The organism is Nocardioides jensenii JCM 1364 = NBRC 14755, from assembly GCF_001552535.1.
GTDB classification, from domain to species: Bacteria; Actinomycetota; Actinomycetes; order Propionibacteriales; family Nocardioidaceae; genus Nocardioides; species Nocardioides jensenii.
Genome location: NZ_BCRJ01000034.1, coordinates 1 through 18,067, shown reverse-complemented (window position 1 = coordinate 18,067; position 18,067 = coordinate 1). Strand labels below are relative to the sequence as shown.

Genomic DNA, 18,067 nt, shown 5'->3' with positions numbered 1-18,067 from the left:
GCGGGCCGCTGTCAGGGCTGGATCGCCCGCTCCTCGCTCGCGTGGCCGGGTTCGAGCTGGATGGCGTCGGAGACCCGCAACGGGGTGAACTCGCCCCCGAACTCGGCGGTGAGCACCCGTGTGGTGAGGCAGACGTGGTCGCCGCCGTCATCGAGGATCGAGATGCGCTCGAGCGTCATCGCGTTCGGGCAGGCGGCCAGCAGGGGTACGCCGGACGCGTCGAGCTCGAACTCGAGTCCGGCGAACTTGTCGGTGTCCTCACCCGAGACCGTGCCGAAGTGCTCGGCGACCCCCAGGTCGTGCTCGGTGAGGAAGTGCACCGCCAAGTGTGAGGCACGCAGTGCCACGCGATAGGTGTGGTTGGCCTTCGACAACCACACGCAGTAGCGCTCCGGCGTGATGCTCGACTGGCTGTGGAATCCGACCAGACAGCCCGCCAGCTCGTTGCCGAACGCCGTGGTCATCACGACCAAGGGTGCGTCGACCGACGCCATCAGCTGCTCGAATGCGCTCTCACTCATCGTTCCTGCCTCTCGTAGCGGAGGAACAGCGTGTCGTCCTCGGCCATCACGCCCCTCAGTTCGAACCCGGCGAGGGGTGCCCCGGGCGGCGTCACGCTGATCGGCAGCGGGTCGCCTCCCATCAGCGGGGACACCGAGAGACACAGCTCGTCGAGACGGTCGGCAGCGACCAGCTCACCGAGCCACCTCGGCCCGCCCTCGCACAGCACGACACGGTGGCCGAGGTCTGCCAGAGCCCGGAGCGCGGCCGCGGGCTCGACCCGCTCCCGGCCGGCCACGATCACCCTCGCGTGCTTCTCCGCCTCCGCTCGACGCGTCGGGTCGGCGGCCTCGCAGGTCAGGATGTGAGTGCGGGCGCTCGCGGTGGCACCGGTGAACACCGTGGCGTCCCAGTCGAACTCCAGGCTCCGGCTGACCACCGCGACGGGCGGAACCGGCGACTGGCCGAGTCGTCGTCGCGCCGTCTGGGCCTCCTCGCTGAGCCTCCCGGGGCCGTAGCCCTCCCGGCGTACCGTCTCGGCACCCACCAGCACGATGTCCGCGATCTGCCGCATCCGACGGAACAGCTCCTGATCGGGCGGGGTCGAGAGCGAACCGACCCGGCCGCCGATGGCCGCCGTGCCGTCGAGCCCGGCGACCATGTGCCCGGTCACCCAGCACTCGTGCTTGGGCGTGGACCGGTCGACCGCGAGGTACGGCGTCAGCGCGTCGGGCACCTCCGCGCCGCGTTGGAGTTCGTGCACTCGCCCACCCTATGGCCCCCGGGCTCGTCGAACCCGGCATCTTCCTTGGTCGTCGGCCTGGCCTCCGGACGTATGCCGGGCTGATGGATGGGTATCGGGACTCCATGACCGAGACACCTCAGTACGACCCGCAGACCAGGCCGAACATCGGCCCCGGAGCCCCCGAGGAGGAGCCGGAGACACCAGCTGTCGATCCCGACGGCCACCCCGAGCCCCGTCCGCCTCAGGACCCCCTGCCCGAAGGCGTGCAACGCGAGAACGCGGAGTCCTCCCTCGACCAGCCCTCCGAGGGCTCGGAGTAGCCACGCGCTGGTCGAACCGGGCTGCGCACTGCCACAACGGGTACCGCCACGGACAAGAGCGTCGCCCTTCCCGGGCGACCGGCCACCGCACACACAGGAGGAACGATGACGAACACTCCCGAAGAGCCGCTGAGCGACGAGGACATGAACACCGCGATGACCGGCAGCGGCCCCGCACCCGGCGGCGATGCCGACGGAACCGATGGCGATGCGACTGACACCACCGACGGCGATGCCAGCGACTCCGACGGCACCGACTCCGACGGCACCGACAGTGACGGCACCGACAGCGACGGCACGGACGGCGATGCGACTGACACCACCGACGGTGACGCGTCCTGACCCCGTGCCCGGATCCGCGCTCGACCTGCTCAGCGGTGATGCCCAGACCTTCGTCGAGAAGGTCTGGGCATCGCGTGTGCACGTGCATCATGCCGATCCCGACCAGCTGGTCGGTCTGCTCTCGCTCGACGACGCCGACACCCTGCTGACCTCCTCGGCGATCCGTACGCCGTCCATCCGCCTTGCCAAGGACGGCGACGTGCTGCCCGAGTCCTCCTACACGCGCGGCGCCACGCTCGCCGGCAAGCCGCTGACCGGGCTCGTGGACTCGCGCAAGGCGCTCGCCCTGTTCGCCGACGGCGCGACGATCGTGTTCCAGGGCCTGCACCGCTACTGGCCGCCGATCACCAGGCTGATCGCCGAGCTCGAGCTGGAGCTGGGGCACCCGTGCCAGGCCAACGCCTACCTGACCCCGCCCGGCGCCCAGGGCTTCGCCGTCCACTCCGACTCCCACGACGTGTTCGTGTTCCAGACCGCCGGCTCCAAGCAGTGGCAGGTCCACGGCCCCGACTGCGTCCAGGACATCAGGCTCGACCCCGGCCTGTCGATGTATCTTCCGACCGGCACCCCGCACGCCGCCCGCGCCCAGGACACCGTCTCGCTGCACGTCACCGTGGGCATCAACCAGCTCACCTGGCGCGGTCTGGTGCAGCGCAGTCTGGCCGGCATCGCGGCCGGCGTACCCGATGAGCACCTGCCCGCCGGCTACCTCGACGACCCGAGGGAGCTCGCCGAGGAGCTGGCCGGTCGACTGGAGGCCCTGGCCGAGCAGGTCCGTGGGCTGGACGCCACGGCGGCGGTGGAGGCCGAGGTGCGTCGCTTCCTGACCAGCCGCAGTCCGCGTCTGGCCGGCGGACTGCGCGACGTGCTCGCCACCGACACGATCAACGACACCACCCGCCTGCGGCGTCGTCCCGGGCACCCCTGTGTGCTGCTCGATCGGGGTGACCGCATCGACGTACTGCTCGGCGACCGCTCCCTGGACGTGCCCGCGTGGCTGCGATCCGCACTCGACGAGGTGCGCGCCCGCCGCGAGCTCGGCCCCGGTGACCTGGCCGAGCACCTCGATCCGCAGAGCCGGCTCGTGCTCTGCCGCCGCCTCGTCCGGGAGGGCTTGCTCGAGGTCGTCACGTGACCGCACGCAACCCGGCGTTCCGCTGTTCGGTGGCCAGTGGGCTGCGCAACGAGCCGGGCGCGGGCACCGCCTCGACCGTCCGGTCGTTCCTGTTGATCGAGCACGCGGGGCCGTGGGGCGTCGACGCGCTGCGCGACGCCCGGCTGCCCGACGGCCTGGGTGACGCCGTGTCCCGAGCGGCCCGCGCGGCGCGGGTCCGGCCGTTGCTGGTGCGGCGACCTGATCGCAGCACGCACACCCATGGGATGCGGGTCTTCGCCGCCTTCGCCCACCCGTCACGCCCCTGGGTCGAGAGCACGGTGCTGACCGATCCGCACCAGCTGCTCGAGCTCGACCTGGCCGCGCTGGGCGCCGGCCGCTCCCCCGGGCTGACGGCGTACGACGGCACGTTGCTGTGCGTGTGCACGCACGGACGACACGACGCCTGCTGCGCCCAACGCGGACGCCCGGTGGTCGCGGCACTGGCCGCCGCACACCCCGAGGGCACGTGGGAGGTCTCCCACATCGGTGGCGACCGGTTCGCCGGCAACCTGCTCGTCCTCCCCGACGGCCTCTACTACGGCCGCGTGGAGCCGGTCTCGGCGCTGGCCATGGTCGACGGCCACGCCACCGGGCAGCTCGACCTCGACCACCTGCGGGGGCGCTCGTCGTACGCGATGCCCGTGCAGTTCGCGGAGATCGCCCTGCGCCGACAGCTCGCCGAGACCCGTGACGACGCGCTCCGGCTGGTGTCGCAACGGGTGGACGACGACGTCACCGAGGCCGTGTTCACCGTCGGCGGCGCCCGGTGGGCGGTGAGGGTCCGTACGTCGCCCGGTGACGAGCAGCTCCAGCTGACCTGTCGCGCCGCCCGGGACAACCCGATCCCGCGGCACGAGCTCCTGGCGATCGCCCGGACGGGCCCAGCGTCGTGACGTCGCCGTGCGACTCTGCGTCCCTGGGGTGACAGCCGAGCGCCGCGCTCCAGAACTCGACAGCACGTTCCATGTCCTGGACCTCGACGACGACGGACCCCCAACCTCAGGTCGCCGATCTCGTTGCGCCGGTCAGCCCGAGCCCCGACCCGATAGCCTCCGGTGCATGGTCGGTTCAATCCTCGGGAACCACGTCCGCCGGGTCGAGGACCCGAGACTTCTCACCGGGCGCAGCACGTACGTCGACGACCTGCGGGTTCCGGGAACCGCGCAGGCCATCTTCGTGCGCAGCCCGTTCGCCCACGCACGGATTCGTGCCATCGACACCGCCGATGCCGAACGAGCGCCCGGTGTTCTCGCCGTACACACGGTGACGACGCTCGGTTCCCGCTGGGTGCCGCCGTTCGCGGAGGTCAACGACAAGGTCGGTCGTCCCCCGCTGGCTGACGGTGTCGTGCGCTACGTGGGCGACCCTGTCGCCCTGATCGTGGCCGAGACCCGGGCACAGGCGGTCGATGCCGCCGAGCTGGTCGACATCGACTACGACGAGCTGCCCGTGGTCGTCGACATGGAGGCAGCGTTGGCGCCCGACGCGGCACTCCAGTTCCCCGAGCTGGGCTCCAACATCGCGCAGTCCGTTCACGCGATTCACCCTGACGACGCAGGCGACGTGCTCGCCGGCGCGGACGTCGTGGTGCGCGCCAGGATCGAGAACCAGCGCATCGCGACCGCACCGATCGAGGGCAACGCGATCCTCGCCGACCCTCGGCCCGCAGGCGACGTCGCGCTCACGGCGCACATTGCGACCCAGCACCCGCACCTGGCTCGCGACCTGCTCGTGCGGTTCACCGGCCTGGAGAAGGACCAGGTGCGCGTGGTCACGCCCGACGTCGGCGGAGCCTTCGGCGGCAAGGCCGGGATCTCCTACACCCACGCCGCCATCGTCGCCGCCGCCCGGACACTCGGCCGGCCGGTCGCCTGGTCGGAGACCCGCAGCGAGGCGATGTTGTCGATGCAGGGCCGCGGCCAGGTGCAGTTCGCCGAGCTCGGGCTGACTCGGAGCGGGCGGATCGTCGGGCTGCGGGCCCGGAACATCGGCGACTGCGGCGCGTACGCCGGCTTCGGCGGCTCGCTGGTGATCGGCCCGACGCACATCATGGCGCAGGGCCCCTACGAGATCCCGAAGGTCGACTACGCCGGTGTCGCGGTGATGACCAACACCGCGCCCATGGGTGCCTTCCGCGGCGCCGGCCGGCCCGAGGCAGCCGCGATGCTGGAGCGGCTGCTCGACCTGGCCGCGGTCGAGCTGGATCTGGCCCCCGAGGAGGTCCGGCGCCGCAACCTCATTGCCAAGGATGCTTTTCCCTATGCCACGCGCACCGGCTTGCTCTACGACTCCGGCGACTACGAGCTGGCACTGACCGAGGCGCTGCGGGTGGCCGACGTCGACACACTGCGCGCGGAGCAGCGCCGGCGTCGCGAGGTCGGCGAGGTGAAGCAGCTCGGGATCGGGGTGTCGACGTACGTCGAGATCACCGGGTTCGGTGGCACCGAGCTCGGCAGCGTCCGCATCGAGCCCGACGGGTCGGTGGTCGTCATGTCGGGCACCTCCGCCCACGGGCAGGGCCACGCGACGTCGTTCGCGATGGTCGTGGCCGACCGGCTCGGCGTACCGATGGAGTCGATCAGCTACCTCCAGTCGGACACCGCAGTCGTGTCCACCGGCGGTGGCACCGGCGGCTCGCGGTCGCTGCAGCTCGGCGGCAGCGCCGTGGCCGCCGCAGCGAGTGCCGTGCGGGGGCAGGCGATCGCCTTCGCGGCAGAGCTGCTCGAGGCATCGCCCGACGACATCGAGGTGGGCGACGACGGACTGCGGGTCGCCGGCGTTCCCACACCCGTCTACAGCTGGCGCGAGCTGGGGGCCGAGGCCGCCGAGCGTGGCGTCTCCCTGCGGGCCGACCTGGACGTGCCGCAGGCCGGCGCCACCTTCCCGTTCGGGGCCCACGTCTCGGTCGTCGAGGTGGACACCGAGACCGGTCACGTCGTCCCGTTGCGGCACGTCGCCGTCGATGACTGCGGGCGGATCCTCAACCCCACGATCGTCGTCGGCCAGCAGCACGGGGGCATCGCGCAGGGCATGTCGCAGGCACTGTGGGAGCAGTTCGTGTACGACGACTCCGGGCAGCCCGTCACCTCGACCTTCGCGGACTACCAGATGCCGACCAGTGCCGACACGATCAGCTTCGAGGCGTCCAACACCGAGACGCCGACCGACCTCAACGAGCTCGGCGCCAAGGGGATCGGCGAGTCCGGCACGCTCGGGTCCACACCCGCGGTGCAGAGCGCCGTCATCGACGCCCTGAGCAACCTGGGCGTCCGCCACATCGACATCCCGTGCACCCCGCAGCGGGTGTGGCGGGCCATCGAGGCAGCGCGAGCCGGGAACCTGCCCGACCCCTGGCGCGAGCCGCCGACCGTGTTCGACTCGCTCGAGGTCACCCAGGGGCCCACCGACGGCGGCGTCGAGGTCTGAACCACCGACCCTGGTGTGCCCGCGCTTCACGGCACAGCGCCACCGTCGACCCTCGGGCCGGCACAGCACCCCCACTTGCGAATGATTCTCATTCTTGTTTTAGGGTGCTCTCGTGTCCACCACCTCACTGCGCCGTACGCCGCTCCCCCGACCACCGCAGCCCGTCCTGGTCGCGGGCCTCTTCCTGCTCCTCATCGCCAGTGCCGTGGTCTGCATCGGGCTCGGCCCGATCGCCGTCAACCCGACCACCACGGCCCGCGTGCTCTGGGCCCATCTCGTGCCCGGCGAGCACGAGGCCACGTGGTCGCTGATCGACGAGCGGATCGTGTGGGTCTTCCGGACGCCGCGGGTGCTGCTCGCCGCACTGGTCGGTGCCACGCTCGCGTTGGTCGGCGTGGTCCTCCAGGCCGTCGTCCGCAACCCGCTGGCCGATCCCTACCTCCTCGGTGCGTCGTCGGGAGCCGCCCTGGGTGCGGTGATCGGACTGGTGCTCGGCGCCACCGTGCCCGGTCTGGTGGTCTCCGGTTCCGCGTTCGCCGGTGCGGTGCTGGCCGGTCTGCTCGTCTACTCCCTGGCCTCGCGCGGCGGGCGCATCGAGCCGCTGCGACTGGTGCTCGCCGGCGTCGCGCTCTCCTACCTGTTCAGCGCGGCGACCAGCTGGATCACGGTGACCGCCGATCACGGCAAGCTGCCCGGGCTGCTCTTCTTCCTGCTCGGGAGCGTCGCCTCGGCCACCTGGGGCACGCTGCTCCTGCCGGCCCTCGGACTGGGGATCGGCATCGGCTACGCATGGTGGCGGGTCGACCACTTCAACGCGATCATGACCGGCGACGAGACTGCGACCTCCCTCGGAGTCGACGTCACCCGGTTCCGCGTCGAGACGCTCCTGGTGACCTCGTTGCTGGTCGGCAGCGTCGTCGCGGTCGCGGGCGGGATCGGCTTCGTCGGCATGGTCGTCCCCCACGTCTGCCGGCTGATGGTCGGAGCCGAGCACCGCCGCCTGCTGCCGGTCTCGCTCCTGGTCGGGGCGCTCCTGCTGGTCGTCGTCGACACCGTTGCCCGCACCGCCGCGTCACCGCGCGAGCTGCCGATCGGCGTGGTCACCGCACTGGTCGGCACCCCGTTCTTCCTGTGGCTCCTGCGCCGTCGCCCGGTCGGAGTCGGCTCATGAGCGCGCTCGCCACCGAGCTCGCCGTGGAGCTCTGCGACGTGTCCGTCGTCATCGACGGGCGCGCGCTGCTCGACCGGGTCTCCCTCGAGGTGCCGACCGGGCAGATGGTCGGGCTGCTCGGTCCGAACGGAAGCGGCAAGTCGACGCTGCTGCGGACGACGTACGGCGCCATGCGCCACCACAGCGGCCACGTGCGCACTGCCGGGCTCGACCTGGCGACCACCCGTCCGCGGGATCTGGCCCGCCGCTGCGCCGTGCTCGCCCAGGACCACGCCACCGACCTGCAGCTCAGCGTGCTCGACGTGGTGCAGCTCGGCCGCATCCCGCACCGCCGGAGCCGCGGTGCCCGCGGAACCGACACCGACCTGGCCCGCGACTGCCTCGCGCGGGTGCGTGGCGAGGAGCTGGCCGACCGGGACTTCTCCACGCTCTCCGGCGGCGAGCGCCAGCGGGTGCTGCTCGCCCGGGCGCTGTGTCAGGAGCCCGAGCTGCTGCTGCTCGACGAACCCACGAACCACCTCGACGTCTCCCACCAGCTCGAGCTGCTCGAGCTGGTCCGCTCCCTCGGCATCAGCTGCCTCGTGGCGCTGCACGACCTGACCCTCGCCGCGGCGTACTGCGACCAGGTCGCGCTGCTGCAGCACGGCCGCCTGGTCGCGCAGGGCAGCCCCGAGGCGGTGCTCACCAGCGAGCGCGTCGAGGAGGTGTACGCCGTCACCTGCGACGTGCTGACCCATCCACGCACCGCTCGACCACTCATCACCGTCAGCCCGCGCCGACGCGGCTGACCCGCGTCACACAGGCCGTGGCGTACGACGTACCCCCGCCTGAGAACCGCCTGATTCCATCAGCAGACCCATCCACAGGAGAGAACCCATGACCGCACGACCCCGCACGACCGTCGCCGGCCTCGCCGTACTCGCGACGGCCCTGACCCTGACCGGCTGCGGCACCGTGGCCCGCAGCGACTCGGCGGCGAAGCACGCCGGCGCCGGCTACCCGGTGTCCGTCACCGACTGCGGTCGCAAGGTGAGCGTGCCGAGCCCGCCCGAGCGCGTGGTGAGCATGCACCCCAGCATCACCGAGCTGCTGATCCAGCTCGGGGTCGGCGACCGCGTGGTCGCCCAGGCACAGAGCGAGATGGGCGGCACGAGCGAGAACCTGGCCGACGAGGTGGGCGCCGTGCGGACCCTCAGCAAGACCACGCCGCCGGACAAGGAGACGCTGATCAAGCAGGAGCCCGACCTCGTGCTCAGCGGCACGGAGTATGAGTTCAACACCGAGATGGGCTTTGCCGGGTACGACGACCTGGCGGCGCTCGAGATCCCGGCGTACACCGCGACGGCGGGGTGCGAGGAACGCCGCTCCGACGGCACGGTGGCCGACGTCTTCACCGACCTGGTCTTCCTCGGCGACGTGTTCGGCGCCCAGGAGAGGGCGACCGAGCTGGAGAGGGCTGCCAGGGCTCGCCTGCAGAAGGTGACGGACCGGGTCGGGAAGCAGGAGCCGGTCCGCACCGCACTGGTCTACGTCGAGGCCGGGACGCTCTACGCCATCGGCGGCGCGGTCGAGACCGACATCCTCAGCCGAGCCGGCGGGGTGAACGTGTTCGCCGACGACGAGGGCCTCTTCGCCGACTTCTTCAGCGCCGAGGTCAACGCCGAGGTCGTGCTCGCCGAGGACCCGGACGCCTTCGTCTTCAGCGTCAACAACCCCGAGCACGAGCAGGAGACGAGGGACTACCTCGCCAGGACCTTTCCCGAGACCGACGCCGTGCGCGACGACAGGCTGGTCGCCGTCGACAACTCGTTCGTCCAGCCCGGGACCCTTGCCGGCGTGGACGGCGTCGAGGTGGTGGCCCGGGGTCTGCACCCGTGACCGACGCGCGCGCCGCTGACGGCCTGGTCCCCGACGGCGGGGCTGCCGCGCGTCCGGCGGCGCCGCTGTGGCGCGAGCCCGACCTGCTGCACTTCGCGGCGGCCCGGATCGTCGCGGTCGCCGGCTCGGCGGTGACCGCGGTGGCCACATCACTGCTGGTGTGGGACCTCTCCGGCTCCGAGCTGCTGACATCGATGGTCGCGGCTGCCCAGGTGGCGCCGTACCTCGTCCTGGGGCTGCTGGCCGGCGCGATGGCTGACCGACTCCCCCGGCGGCGGGTGATGGTGGCCAGCCAGGTGACCTGCGCGGTCGGGCTGCTCACCGTGCCGGCGGCCCATGCCCTGGGCGTTCTGACGGTGGGCCACGTGCTCGTCGTCGCCCTGCTGCTGGCCAGCTGCTTCGTGTGGTTCGACGCGGCCGCGTTCGGCGCCCTGCCCGCGATCATGGGGCGCGATCGCGTCGTGGCGGCGAACAGCCTGATCTGGACCAGCACCACGCTGGTCGGCATCGGCGCCCCGGCACTGGCGGGGCTGCTGGTCGGGGTTCTCGGGCCTGCCCAGGCGCTGTCCGTGGACGCGGTCGCCTACCTCGCTGCGGCGGGCCTGATGTTGCGGGTGGTCGCGTCGATGGACCCGCCGCGTGACTCCGGGTCGACACCTGGCTCCGGGCAGGCGACTGGCACCGGGTCGACGATCCGTCAGGACATCGTCGAGGGACTCAGGTTCGTGCTGCGGCATCCGCTGGTGCGTGACCTCACCCTGCTCGGCATCGGCAACTCGCTGGCCGGCGGCGCGGTGACCGCGCTGCTGGTGGTGCTGGCCGCGCAGGGCGACGGCGGGCGGACGGCTGGTGAGTCCTACGGGCTGATGCTCACCGTCGTGGCGCTGGGCGGGTTCCTGGCAGCCGCGCTGCTCCCCCGACTCGCCGCCTGGGTGCCGACCCGACGTCTCACGGTCGCGGGACTGGCGGTCGGCGTACCGCCGGTGGCTCTGCTCGCCACCGAGCCGGCGTACCCGATGATGCTCGGCGTGCTGCTGGTCTGGAGCGCGTCGAACACCCTCGTGGTGCTCAACGGCATCACCGCGCGGCAGCAGGTGACACCACACCACCTCCAGGCGCGGGTGAACACGACGGCCCGTCTCATCGCCTGGGGCGGCACACCCCTGGGCGCCGTCGCCGGCGGCGCGATCTCGGAGCTGTGGAGCACGTCGACCGCCCTCGCCGTCGCCGCTGCGGTCCTGGGAGTGGCTGTGCTCGCCGGGCTGGTCAGCAGTCCCAGGACCGACCCAGGCTGAACGGCCCGGGGCCGGGTACGCACGGGGTAGTCCCCCATCAGGGTCTCCAGGTGATCCAGCGCGGTCGACCCGGCGATGGCCGCGACTTGATCTGCGTCAAGGCGCCGAGCAGCGCGAACTCATAGCGTCGAAGACATCACCCACAGCGGGTGGATCGCAACCCGAGAAGGGCTTTGACCATGAACACCATCGACACTGTCACCCACACCATCCTGCGGGCCGAGGGCTTCTCCTGCCCCTCCTGCGTCGCCAAGATCGAGAAGCGCGTGGGCAACCTGGCAGGCGTCCAGGCAGTCAAGGTGCACTTCGCCTCCGCGCGGATCGAGATCGACCACGACGGGTCGGTCAGCGTCGACGACCTCGTCGCTGCCGTCGCCAAGGCGGGCTACACCTCCAGTCCGGCAGCCTTCTGAGGCTCTGAACACCACTCCGGACGCGACATCGACAAGGACTGAACACTCATGAGCACGCTTCGCTCACTCACCGAGGGCAGGTGGACCGTCCCCTCCGTCGCCGGCCTCCTGATCGCGATCTCCTTCCTCTTGGACCGCCTCATGGACACCGATGCCGCGGGAGACATCGCGATGGTCGCCGGCGCGGTGGTGGCCGGTACGCCGATCGTGGCCAAGGGGGTCAGCGCGCTGCTCGCGAAGGTCGTCGGCATCGACCTCCTGGTCAGTGTCGCCGCCATCGGTGCGGTGATCATCGGCGAGCACTGGGAGGCCGCGGCGGTCACGTTCCTCTTCGCCGTCGGGCACTCGCTCGAGACGACGACCCTGAACCGGACACGCTCGGCGTTGGCCGAGCTGGTCGCCGTTGCACCGGACGTCGCCGTGGTCATGCACGACGGCGCCCAGGTCGAGGTGCCGGCGGCCCAGGTCGCCACCGGAGAGATCGTCCTGGTCAAGAACGGTGCCAAGGTCCCGGTCGACGGCATCGTGATCGACGGCACCGGTGGGCTCGACGAAGCTTCCATCACCGGCGAGTCCCTCCCGGTCGAGAAGAGCGCCGGTGACGAGGTCTTCGCCGGCACCGTCTCGCGGGGTGGGTTCTTGCAGGTCAAGGCAACCGGGGTGGGCGCAGACACGACGTTGGCGCGCATCATCCACCGCGTCGAAGAGGCGCAGGACGCCAAGGCCGCCACCCAGCTCTTCATGGACCGCTTCTCGGCCTGGTACACCCCCGCGATCATGGCGCTGGCGCTGGTGGCCGGTCTGGTCACCGGTGACGTGGTGCTCGGGCTGACGCTGCTGGTCATCGGCTGCCCCGGCGCACTGGTCATCTCGATCCCGGTCTCGATCGTCGCGGGCATCGGTCGCGCCGCCAAGGACGGCATCCTGATCAAGGGTGGGGAGTTCCTCGAGACCTCCGCACGGATCGACGTGGTCGCGGTCGACAAGACCGGCACGCTGACCAGGGGCCGCCCCCAGCTGACTGAGGTGGTCGTCCTGGATCCGGGCATGGACCGGGCGCAGGTGCTGACCTGGGCTGCTCGTGCCGAGGCCGGCTCCGAGCACCCGCTCGCCCGGACGATCCTGGACGCCGCAGCAGCGGAGGGGGCAACGGTGCACGGTCTGCCCGAGGCCACAGAACCCGTGCCCGGCAAGGGAATCGTGGCCACCACCGACGGCCGGCGGGTCCTGATCGGCAACCTCGCGCTCCTCGAACAGTTCGAGATGGCCGACACCTCTGCCGCCGTACGCACGGCAGGGTCGATGGCCGCGGCTGGTCAGACCCCGATGATCGTCGCGGTCGACGACCTGGTCGTGGGTGTCGTGGCCGTCGCCGACGAGGTACGCCGTGACGCGGCTCGGATGGTGGCCGAGCTGCACGCGGCCAGGGTCGACAAGGTCGTGATGTTGACCGGTGACGCCCGGCTCGTCGCCGAAGCGGTGGGCAAGGCCACCGGGGTCGACGAGATCCGTGCCGGCCTGCTCCCCGAGGACAAGCTCGACGCTGTCCTCGAGCTCCAGCGTGAGGGCCACACGGTCGCGATGGTCGGCGATGGAGTGAACGACGCCCCGGCGCTGGCCACCGCCGACATCGGGGTGGCGATGGGGGCTGCTGGCTCCGCGGTCGCCATCGAGACCGCAGACATCGCCCTGATGGGTGACAACCTGCTGAAGCTTCCCGAGGCGATCTCGCTGGCGCGACGTACGGTCGCCACCATGCGGCAGAACATCGTCATCGCCGTCACCACGGTCGTCCTGCTGCTGCTCGGCGTACTGCTCGGCGGCGTCACGATGGCGATCGGGATGCTCGTGCACGAGGTCTCGGTGCTCGTCGTCATCGTCAACGCGATGCGCCTGCTGCGCCGCCGGAGCCACGCCCCCTCGTCACCGGATGCGGTCGCAGCGGTGGAGCGTCGCCTGCTGCAGAACGCCTGAGCTGGTCAGATCTGCTTGGCCACCGTCAGGAGTACGACGGAGTCCTCGACCGCCTCCAGCGAGTGCCGCGCGTCGGGGATGATGAGCAGGTCGCCCGCCAGTCCGTTCCACCTGACCTCACCGGCGACGAGGTTCACGCGGCCCTGCAGCACGTGCACGGTCGCGTCGCCCGGGCTCTCGTGCTCCTGGAGGCTGGAGCCGGCGCGCAACGCGACCATCGTCTGTCGCATCAGGTGCTCGTGCCCACCGAACACGGTGTGTCCGCTGCGGCCACTCGCCGCGTTGCGGGCGATCTCGAGCTGGTGCCGGGCGAGCGCGGTCAGGGTCACTTTCTGCACGATGCTGCCTTTCTGTGAAGGGGTTCGCGTCATCGGTCGTCGAGCAGCTGGCGCAGCACGTAGGGCAGGATGCCGCCGTGCCTGAAGTAGGCCTCCTCGGCCGGGGTGTCGATCCTCACCAGGGCGGTCAGCTCGCGAGTTCCTGCCTCGCCGTCGACGGTGACCGTGACCTGCTCCGGCATCGAGTCGCTGCCCTCGAGTCCGGCGATCGAGAACGTCTCCTCACCGGTGAGGCCCAGGCTCTCAGCGGTCTCACCCTCGCTGAACTGCAACGGAAGCACGCCCATGCCGATCAGGTTGGAGCGGTGGATCCGTTCGAACGAGGTGGCGATGACGGCCCGCACCCCCAACAGGGTGGTGCCCTTCGCGGCCCAGTCGCGCGACGAACCGGAGCCGTAGTCCGCGCCCGCGATGACGACCAGCGGAACCTGCTCCGCGGCGTACGTCTGGGCGGCGTCGAAGATGCTCTGCTGCTCGCCGTCGGGCCAGTGCCGGGTGAATCCCCCCTCGACACCCGGGACGAGCTGGTTGCGGAGTCGGACGTTCGCGAAGGTGCCGCGGATCATCACGTTGTGGTTGCCGCGCCGCGAGCCGTAGGAGTTGAAGTCTCCCGGTGCGACGCCCTGCTCGACCAGGTACTGGCCGGCCGGCGAGTCCTGCCGGATGGCGCCGGCCGGAGAGATGTGGTCCGTGGTCACCGAGTCCCCCAGCAGCGCAAGCACCCGGGCTCCGGTGATGTCCCGCACCGGAGCCGGGTCAGGCCCCACACCGTCGAAGTACGGCGGGCGCTGCACATAGGTGGAGGTCTCGTCCCAGGCGAACTGATCGCCTTCGGGAATGTGCATGCCACGCCAGTTCTCGTCACCGCGGTAGACGTCTGAGTAGCCCTCGGTGAACATGGCGGCCTCGAGGTTCTGATCGACCACGGTCTTGATCTCGGCTGTGGTGGGCCAGATGTCGCGCAAGTACACCGGATTGCCGTTGGTGTCGTTGCCGAGCGGGTCGTTGAGCAGGTCGGTCTGCATCGTGCCGACGAGTGCGTAGGCGATGACCAGCGGCGGCGAGGCCAGGAAGTTCATCTTGACCTCGGCGTGGATCCGGCCCTCGAAGTTGCGGTTTCCCGACAGTACGGCGGCCACCGTGAGGTCGTGCTCCGCGACCGCAGCGCTGACCGCCGGGATCAGCGGCCCGGAGTTGCCGATGCAGGTGGTGCAGCCGTAGCCGACAAGGTCGAAGCCCAGCTTCTCCAGGTAGGCGGTGAGCCCGGACCTGTTGTAGTAGTCGGTCACCACACGGGAGCCCGGTGCGAGGGTGGTCTTCACCCAGGGCTTGCTGCTCAGCCCGCGCTCGACCGCCTTCTTGGCCAGCAACGCGGCGCCGATCATGACCGACGGGTTGGAGGTGTTGGTGCAGGAGGTGATCGCGGCGATGACCACGTCGCCGTGGTCGAGGCTCATGGTGTCGCCCTCCAGCACCAGTTCCGCCGGGTCGGAGGGCCACTCCAGCTCTCCCCCGCCGTCGGAGATCACGTGGGGTGGCTCGTCGCGAGCGATCCGGCTGCTGATCGAGATGGGGTCGCTGGCGGGAAAGGAGTCGTCCGAGGCGTCGTCGAGCCCACCTTGGACGGCGGCCTCGTGAGACTCACCAGCCAGCAGACCACGCACTGCTCGTTGGGCCGCGGCCAGCGGGATGCGGTCCTGCGGGCGCTTCGGTCCGGCGATGGACGGCGCGACCGTGCCCAGGTCCAGCTCGACGACCTGGCTGAAGTCGGGGACGTGGTCGGGGTCGTGCCACAGCCCCTGCTCGCGGGCGTAGGCCTCCACGAGCCTGATCTGGTGCTCGTCGCGGCCGGTCAGGCGCAGGTAGTTCAAGGTCTCGTCGTCAATGGGGAAGAGCGAGCCGGTCGAACCGTATTCGGGGCTCATGTTGCCCAGCGTCGCGCGCGTCGCCAGGGGCACGTTGCCGACCCCGGGGCCGAAGAAGTCGACGAACTTGCCGACGACCCGAATCTTGCGCAGCAACTCGGCAACGGTCAGGACCAGGTCCGTGGCCGTCGTACCCTCGGGCAGTTCGCCGGTGAGCTTGAGGCCCACGACCTGCGGTATGAGCATGCTCATGGGCTGTCCGAGCATGGCGGCCTCGGCCTCGATCCCACCGACTCCCCAACCGAGCACGCCCAGGCCGTTGACCATCGGGGTGTGGGAATCGGTCCCGACGAGGGTGTCGGGGTAGGCCTGCTTGCCGGCCGGCCCTTCGGACGTGAAGACGACGCGGGAGAGATACTCGAGGTTGACCTGATGGCAGATGCCCGTGTCGGGTGGCACCACCAGGAAGTCGTCGAACGACTGCTGTGCCCAGCGCAGGAGCTGGTAGCGCTCCTGGTTGCGTTCGAACTCAAGCTCGGCGTTGACGCCGAAGGCGTCGGAGCGGGCGAAGACGTCGGCGATGACGGAGTGGTCGATGACCAGCTCTGCAGGGATCAGCGGGTTGACCTTCTTGGGGTCACCGCCCAGCTCGGTCATCGCGTCGCGCATCGCCACCAGGTCCACGACGCACGGAACACCGGTGAAGTCCTGCATCAGCACCCGTGCCGGCGTGTACTGGATCTCGGTGTTCAGCTCGGCTTCGGGACGCCACTCCCCCAGTGCCGTGACCTGCTCGGCGGTGACGAGCCGGCCGTCCTCGTTGCGCAGCAGGTTCTCCAGGAGAACCTTGAGGCTGTACGGCAGCCGGGCCGACCCGGGGACCCGATCGATCCGGTAGATCTCGTAGGTCTGGCCATCGATGGTCAGTTGGTCGCGTGCATCGAAACTGTTCGAGCTCATGTCGCACTCCTGACGCGAGAGAACTGTCATCGTGTCACGGACGCCGCATACTGAGGCGGAACGGAAGGAGATCACCGATGGACGGCCATGACCACGGACTGCACTTCGTCCGAACGGTGCCCCTCTTCGCGGGCCTGCCGGAGACGACCAAGCATCACGTCGCCTCCGCGGTGGTGACGCGTCAGTACCAGCGTGACGAACGCATCTACGGCCCTGGTGACCGGACCGGGCTGTTCATCGTTCACGAAGGGCTGGTCAAGGTCCATCGGCTCGCCGCTTCAGGAACCGAACAGCTGCTCCGGCTGATGTCACCGGGAGACTTCCTCGGTGAGACAGCGCTGCTGGCCGACACCACCACCGACCACTTCGCGGTCGCTCTGCGGCCGAGTGAGCTGTGCATGCTCGACCGGGAGCGGTTCAAGAGGTTGCTCGGGCAGCACCCGGGAGTGGCGGTGCACATGCTCCAGACCGTGTCGGGCCGCTTGGGCTTGGCGGAACACATGGTCTCCGATCTCACCGGGCGATCGGTCGCCCAGCGTCTGGCTCAGCAGCTTCTCCTCCTCGCCGACGAGGCCGGCCGCGCGGACTTCACGCTGCCCACCACCAAGAAGGAGCTGGCCTCCTACCTCGGCACCACGCCGGAGACCCTGAGTCGACGGCTCGCCACGCTCCAGGAGGCTGGAGTCATCCGGCTCGGATCAGGTCAGTCCATGGAGCTGCTCGATCCCGCGTCTCTACGCACGGTCAGCTCGGGAGGGTAGGACCCTCGAGGCCCGATGGGCACGTTGCGCCGCCCTCCCGACCTGCCTCCGGAACCGCGCTCAGGGTGCGACCGGGTAGTGGCTCGCGATGGCCATCCGGTTCCAGGTGTTGATGACGATGGTCAGCAGGGCGACCGCTGAGATCTGCTTCTCATCCAGGGCACCCTCGATGTCGATCTGCGGGGCCGGGGCGGTGTGCTCGTCGCCGATCCGGGTGATTCGTTCGGCGAGCGCGAGGGCGGCCTGCTCCTGCGGGGTGAAGTACTGCGACTCCCACCAGGCCGCGACGAGGGCGAGGCGGTCGGTGGTCTCGCCCTTCTCGAGCGCGTCGCGCGTGTGCATGCGCAGGCAGAAGGCGCAACCGTTGAGCTGCGAGGCGCGCACCTTGACCAGCTCGACGAGCAGCGGGTCGAGGCCTGCGGTCACGGCGGCCTCCTCGGCGGCCTTGTCTGCGGCGACCTGGGCCTCGTAGGCAGCCGGGAAGAGCTTGGTGATGTTGACGTGCGGCAGCATGATGACTTCCTGTACTCATGGGCCCGCGGTTCGCGGGCGTTCCCTGTGATGACGACACAGCACACACGAGTGTGAGGTCGTGACCTCACACTCGAGCAGTGTGCCTCGTCACCATGGTGTGAGCAGCGAAGGAGCCCCGATGGACGAGCTTGACGCGGTGATGGCGGAGCGACGCCGACTGATCGCCCTCGCCTACCGGCTCCTCGGCACCCTCGAGGAGGCCGAGGACGCCGTGCAGGAGACCTACCTGCGCTGGTACCGCCTGACCGAGGAGGAGCGCGAGGCGGTCGGCAACCCACAGGGTTGGCTGACCCGGGTCGCAAGCAGGATCTGCCTCGACGTGCTGAAGTCGGCGCGCGTCCGGCGGGAGCAGTACGTCGGCGACTGGCTGCCCGAGCCGGTGCCGGCG

General features: G+C 70.4%; 17 protein-coding genes and 1 pseudogene. 13 read left to right on the top strand and 5 right to left on the bottom strand.

Annotated elements, in window-relative coordinates:
• Nucleotides 1–11: 11 nt before the first annotated feature.
• Together NJ4_RS08965 and NJ4_RS08960 are read right to left on the bottom strand one after the other, a co-directional pair.
• Nucleotides 12–521, bottom strand: coding sequence for a flavin reductase family protein (locus NJ4_RS08965; RefSeq protein WP_067433286.1), 510 nt, complete (start codon nt 519–521; stop codon nt 12–14).
• The gene (locus NJ4_RS08960) at nt 518–1,264 is read right to left on the bottom strand and encodes a pyrimidine reductase family protein (RefSeq protein WP_067433279.1); all 747 of its coding nucleotides are present in this window, start codon (nt 1,262–1,264) and stop codon (nt 518–520) included. Before NJ4_RS08960 ends, NJ4_RS08965 begins: the two co-directional genes overlap by 4 nt.
• Nucleotides 1,265–1,368: 104 nt before the next feature.
• Between NJ4_RS08960 and NJ4_RS08955 the strand changes: the two genes are divergently transcribed.
• The 11 genes and pseudogenes from NJ4_RS08955 (at nt 1,369) to NJ4_RS08905 (ending at nt 13,221) form a co-directional block, all read left to right on the top strand.
• Nucleotides 1,369–1,566 (top strand): hypothetical protein, encoded by a 198-nt coding sequence (locus NJ4_RS08955; RefSeq protein ID WP_157550978.1) that lies wholly within the window; start codon nt 1,369–1,371, stop codon nt 1,564–1,566.
• 105 nt (nt 1,567–1,671) lie between these two features.
• Nucleotides 1,672–1,908 carry a hypothetical protein gene (locus NJ4_RS08950; protein ID WP_067433275.1) on the top strand — a complete coding sequence of 79 codons (237 nt, stop codon included), beginning with the start codon at nt 1,672–1,674 and terminating at the stop codon, nt 1,906–1,908.
• A 4-nt stretch (nt 1,909–1,912) separates the two neighbouring features.
• Nucleotides 1,913–3,043: a cupin domain-containing protein gene (locus NJ4_RS08945; RefSeq protein WP_245644511.1), complete on the top strand. Its 1,131-nt coding sequence runs from the start codon at nt 1,913–1,915 to the stop codon at nt 3,041–3,043.
• A complete protein-coding gene (locus NJ4_RS08940; protein ID WP_067433273.1) occupies nt 3,040–3,957 on the top strand; it encodes a sucrase ferredoxin in 918 nt (305 codons plus the stop codon). Before NJ4_RS08945 ends, NJ4_RS08940 begins: the two co-directional genes overlap by 4 nt.
• A gap of 166 nt (nt 3,958–4,123) precedes the next feature.
• Complete coding sequence (locus tag NJ4_RS08935; RefSeq protein WP_067433268.1) at nt 4,124–6,490, top strand: xanthine dehydrogenase family protein molybdopterin-binding subunit; 2,367 nt, start codon at nt 4,124–4,126, stop codon at nt 6,488–6,490.
• 112 nt (nt 6,491–6,602) lie between these two features.
• Entirely contained in the window at nt 6,603–7,661 is a 1,059-nt protein-coding gene (locus NJ4_RS08930) for a FecCD family ABC transporter permease (protein ID WP_082748312.1), read from the top strand.
• Nucleotides 7,658–8,212, top strand: a pseudogene (locus NJ4_RS08925) (ABC transporter ATP-binding protein); the annotation flags it as partial. The gene NJ4_RS08930 and the pseudogene NJ4_RS08925, both read left to right, overlap by 4 nt.
• Before the next feature lie 325 nt (nt 8,213–8,537).
• A complete protein-coding gene (locus tag NJ4_RS08920; RefSeq protein WP_067433264.1) occupies nt 8,538–9,539 on the top strand; it encodes an ABC transporter substrate-binding protein in 1,002 nt (333 codons plus the stop codon).
• The gene (locus NJ4_RS08915) at nt 9,536–10,834 is read left to right on the top strand and encodes an MFS transporter (protein ID WP_157550976.1); all 1,299 of its coding nucleotides are present in this window, start codon (nt 9,536–9,538) and stop codon (nt 10,832–10,834) included. Before NJ4_RS08920 ends, NJ4_RS08915 begins: the two co-directional genes overlap by 4 nt.
• Nucleotides 10,835–11,013: 179 nt before the next feature.
• A complete protein-coding gene (locus NJ4_RS08910) occupies nt 11,014–11,247 on the top strand; it encodes a heavy-metal-associated domain-containing protein (RefSeq protein ID WP_067433262.1) in 234 nt (77 codons plus the stop codon).
• Between the two features lie 48 nt (nt 11,248–11,295).
• Nucleotides 11,296–13,221 (top strand): heavy metal translocating P-type ATPase, encoded by a 1,926-nt coding sequence (locus NJ4_RS08905; protein WP_067433259.1) that lies wholly within the window; start codon nt 11,296–11,298, stop codon nt 13,219–13,221.
• A 5-nt stretch (nt 13,222–13,226) separates the two neighbouring features.
• Here the strand turns inward: NJ4_RS08905 and NJ4_RS08900 are convergent, their stop codons facing one another.
• Nucleotides 13,227–13,559, bottom strand: coding sequence for a cupin domain-containing protein (locus tag NJ4_RS08900; protein WP_067433256.1), 333 nt, complete (start codon nt 13,557–13,559; stop codon nt 13,227–13,229).
• A 29-nt stretch (nt 13,560–13,588) separates the two neighbouring features.
• Nucleotides 13,589–16,384 carry an aconitate hydratase gene (acnA, locus tag NJ4_RS08895; RefSeq protein ID WP_067433253.1) on the bottom strand — a complete coding sequence of 932 codons (2,796 nt, stop codon included), beginning with the start codon at nt 16,382–16,384 and terminating at the stop codon, nt 13,589–13,591.
• Nucleotides 16,385–16,461: 77 nt separating this feature from the next.
• On the opposite strand from acnA, the gene NJ4_RS08890 reads away from it, so the two are divergent.
• Nucleotides 16,462–17,145 (top strand): Crp/Fnr family transcriptional regulator, encoded by a 684-nt coding sequence (locus NJ4_RS08890; protein WP_067433250.1) that lies wholly within the window; start codon nt 16,462–16,464, stop codon nt 17,143–17,145.
• A gap of 60 nt (nt 17,146–17,205) precedes the next feature.
• Here the strand turns inward: NJ4_RS08890 and NJ4_RS08885 are convergent, their stop codons facing one another.
• On the bottom strand, nt 17,206–17,658 hold the full coding sequence (locus tag NJ4_RS08885) for a carboxymuconolactone decarboxylase family protein (protein ID WP_067433247.1): 453 nt from the start codon (nt 17,656–17,658) through the stop codon (nt 17,206–17,208).
• Between the two features lie 139 nt (nt 17,659–17,797).
• On the opposite strand from NJ4_RS08885, the gene NJ4_RS08880 reads away from it, so the two are divergent.
• Nucleotides 17,798–18,067: sigma factor (locus tag NJ4_RS08880; RefSeq protein ID WP_281178277.1), on the top strand; the 270-nt coding region annotated here is incomplete at its 3' end.

Excerpts from the sequence above, each read along its gene's own strand:
- NJ4_RS08950 (WP_067433275.1), top strand. The coding sequence starts at position 1,672 with ATGACGAACACTCCCGAAGAGCCGCTGAGCGACGAGGACATGAACACC.
- NJ4_RS08965 (WP_067433286.1), bottom strand. The coding sequence starts at position 521 with ATGAGTGAGAGCGCATTCGAGCAGCTGATGGCGTCGGTCGACGCACCC.
- NJ4_RS08955 (WP_157550978.1), top strand. The coding sequence starts at position 1,369 with ATGACCGAGACACCTCAGTACGACCCGCAGACCAGGCCGAACATCGGC.
- NJ4_RS08890 (WP_067433250.1), top strand. The coding sequence starts at position 16,462 with ATGGACGGCCATGACCACGGACTGCACTTCGTCCGAACGGTGCCCCTC.
- acnA (WP_067433253.1), bottom strand. The coding sequence starts at position 16,384 with ATGAGCTCGAACAGTTTCGATGCACGCGACCAACTGACCATCGATGGC.
- NJ4_RS08885 (WP_067433247.1), bottom strand. The coding sequence starts at position 17,658 with ATGCTGCCGCACGTCAACATCACCAAGCTCTTCCCGGCTGCCTACGAG.
- NJ4_RS08920 (WP_067433264.1), top strand. The coding sequence starts at position 8,538 with ATGACCGCACGACCCCGCACGACCGTCGCCGGCCTCGCCGTACTCGCG.
- NJ4_RS08935 (WP_067433268.1), top strand. The coding sequence starts at position 4,124 with ATGGTCGGTTCAATCCTCGGGAACCACGTCCGCCGGGTCGAGGACCCG.
- NJ4_RS08905 (WP_067433259.1), top strand. The coding sequence starts at position 11,296 with ATGAGCACGCTTCGCTCACTCACCGAGGGCAGGTGGACCGTCCCCTCC.
- NJ4_RS08910 (WP_067433262.1), top strand. The coding sequence starts at position 11,014 with ATGAACACCATCGACACTGTCACCCACACCATCCTGCGGGCCGAGGGC.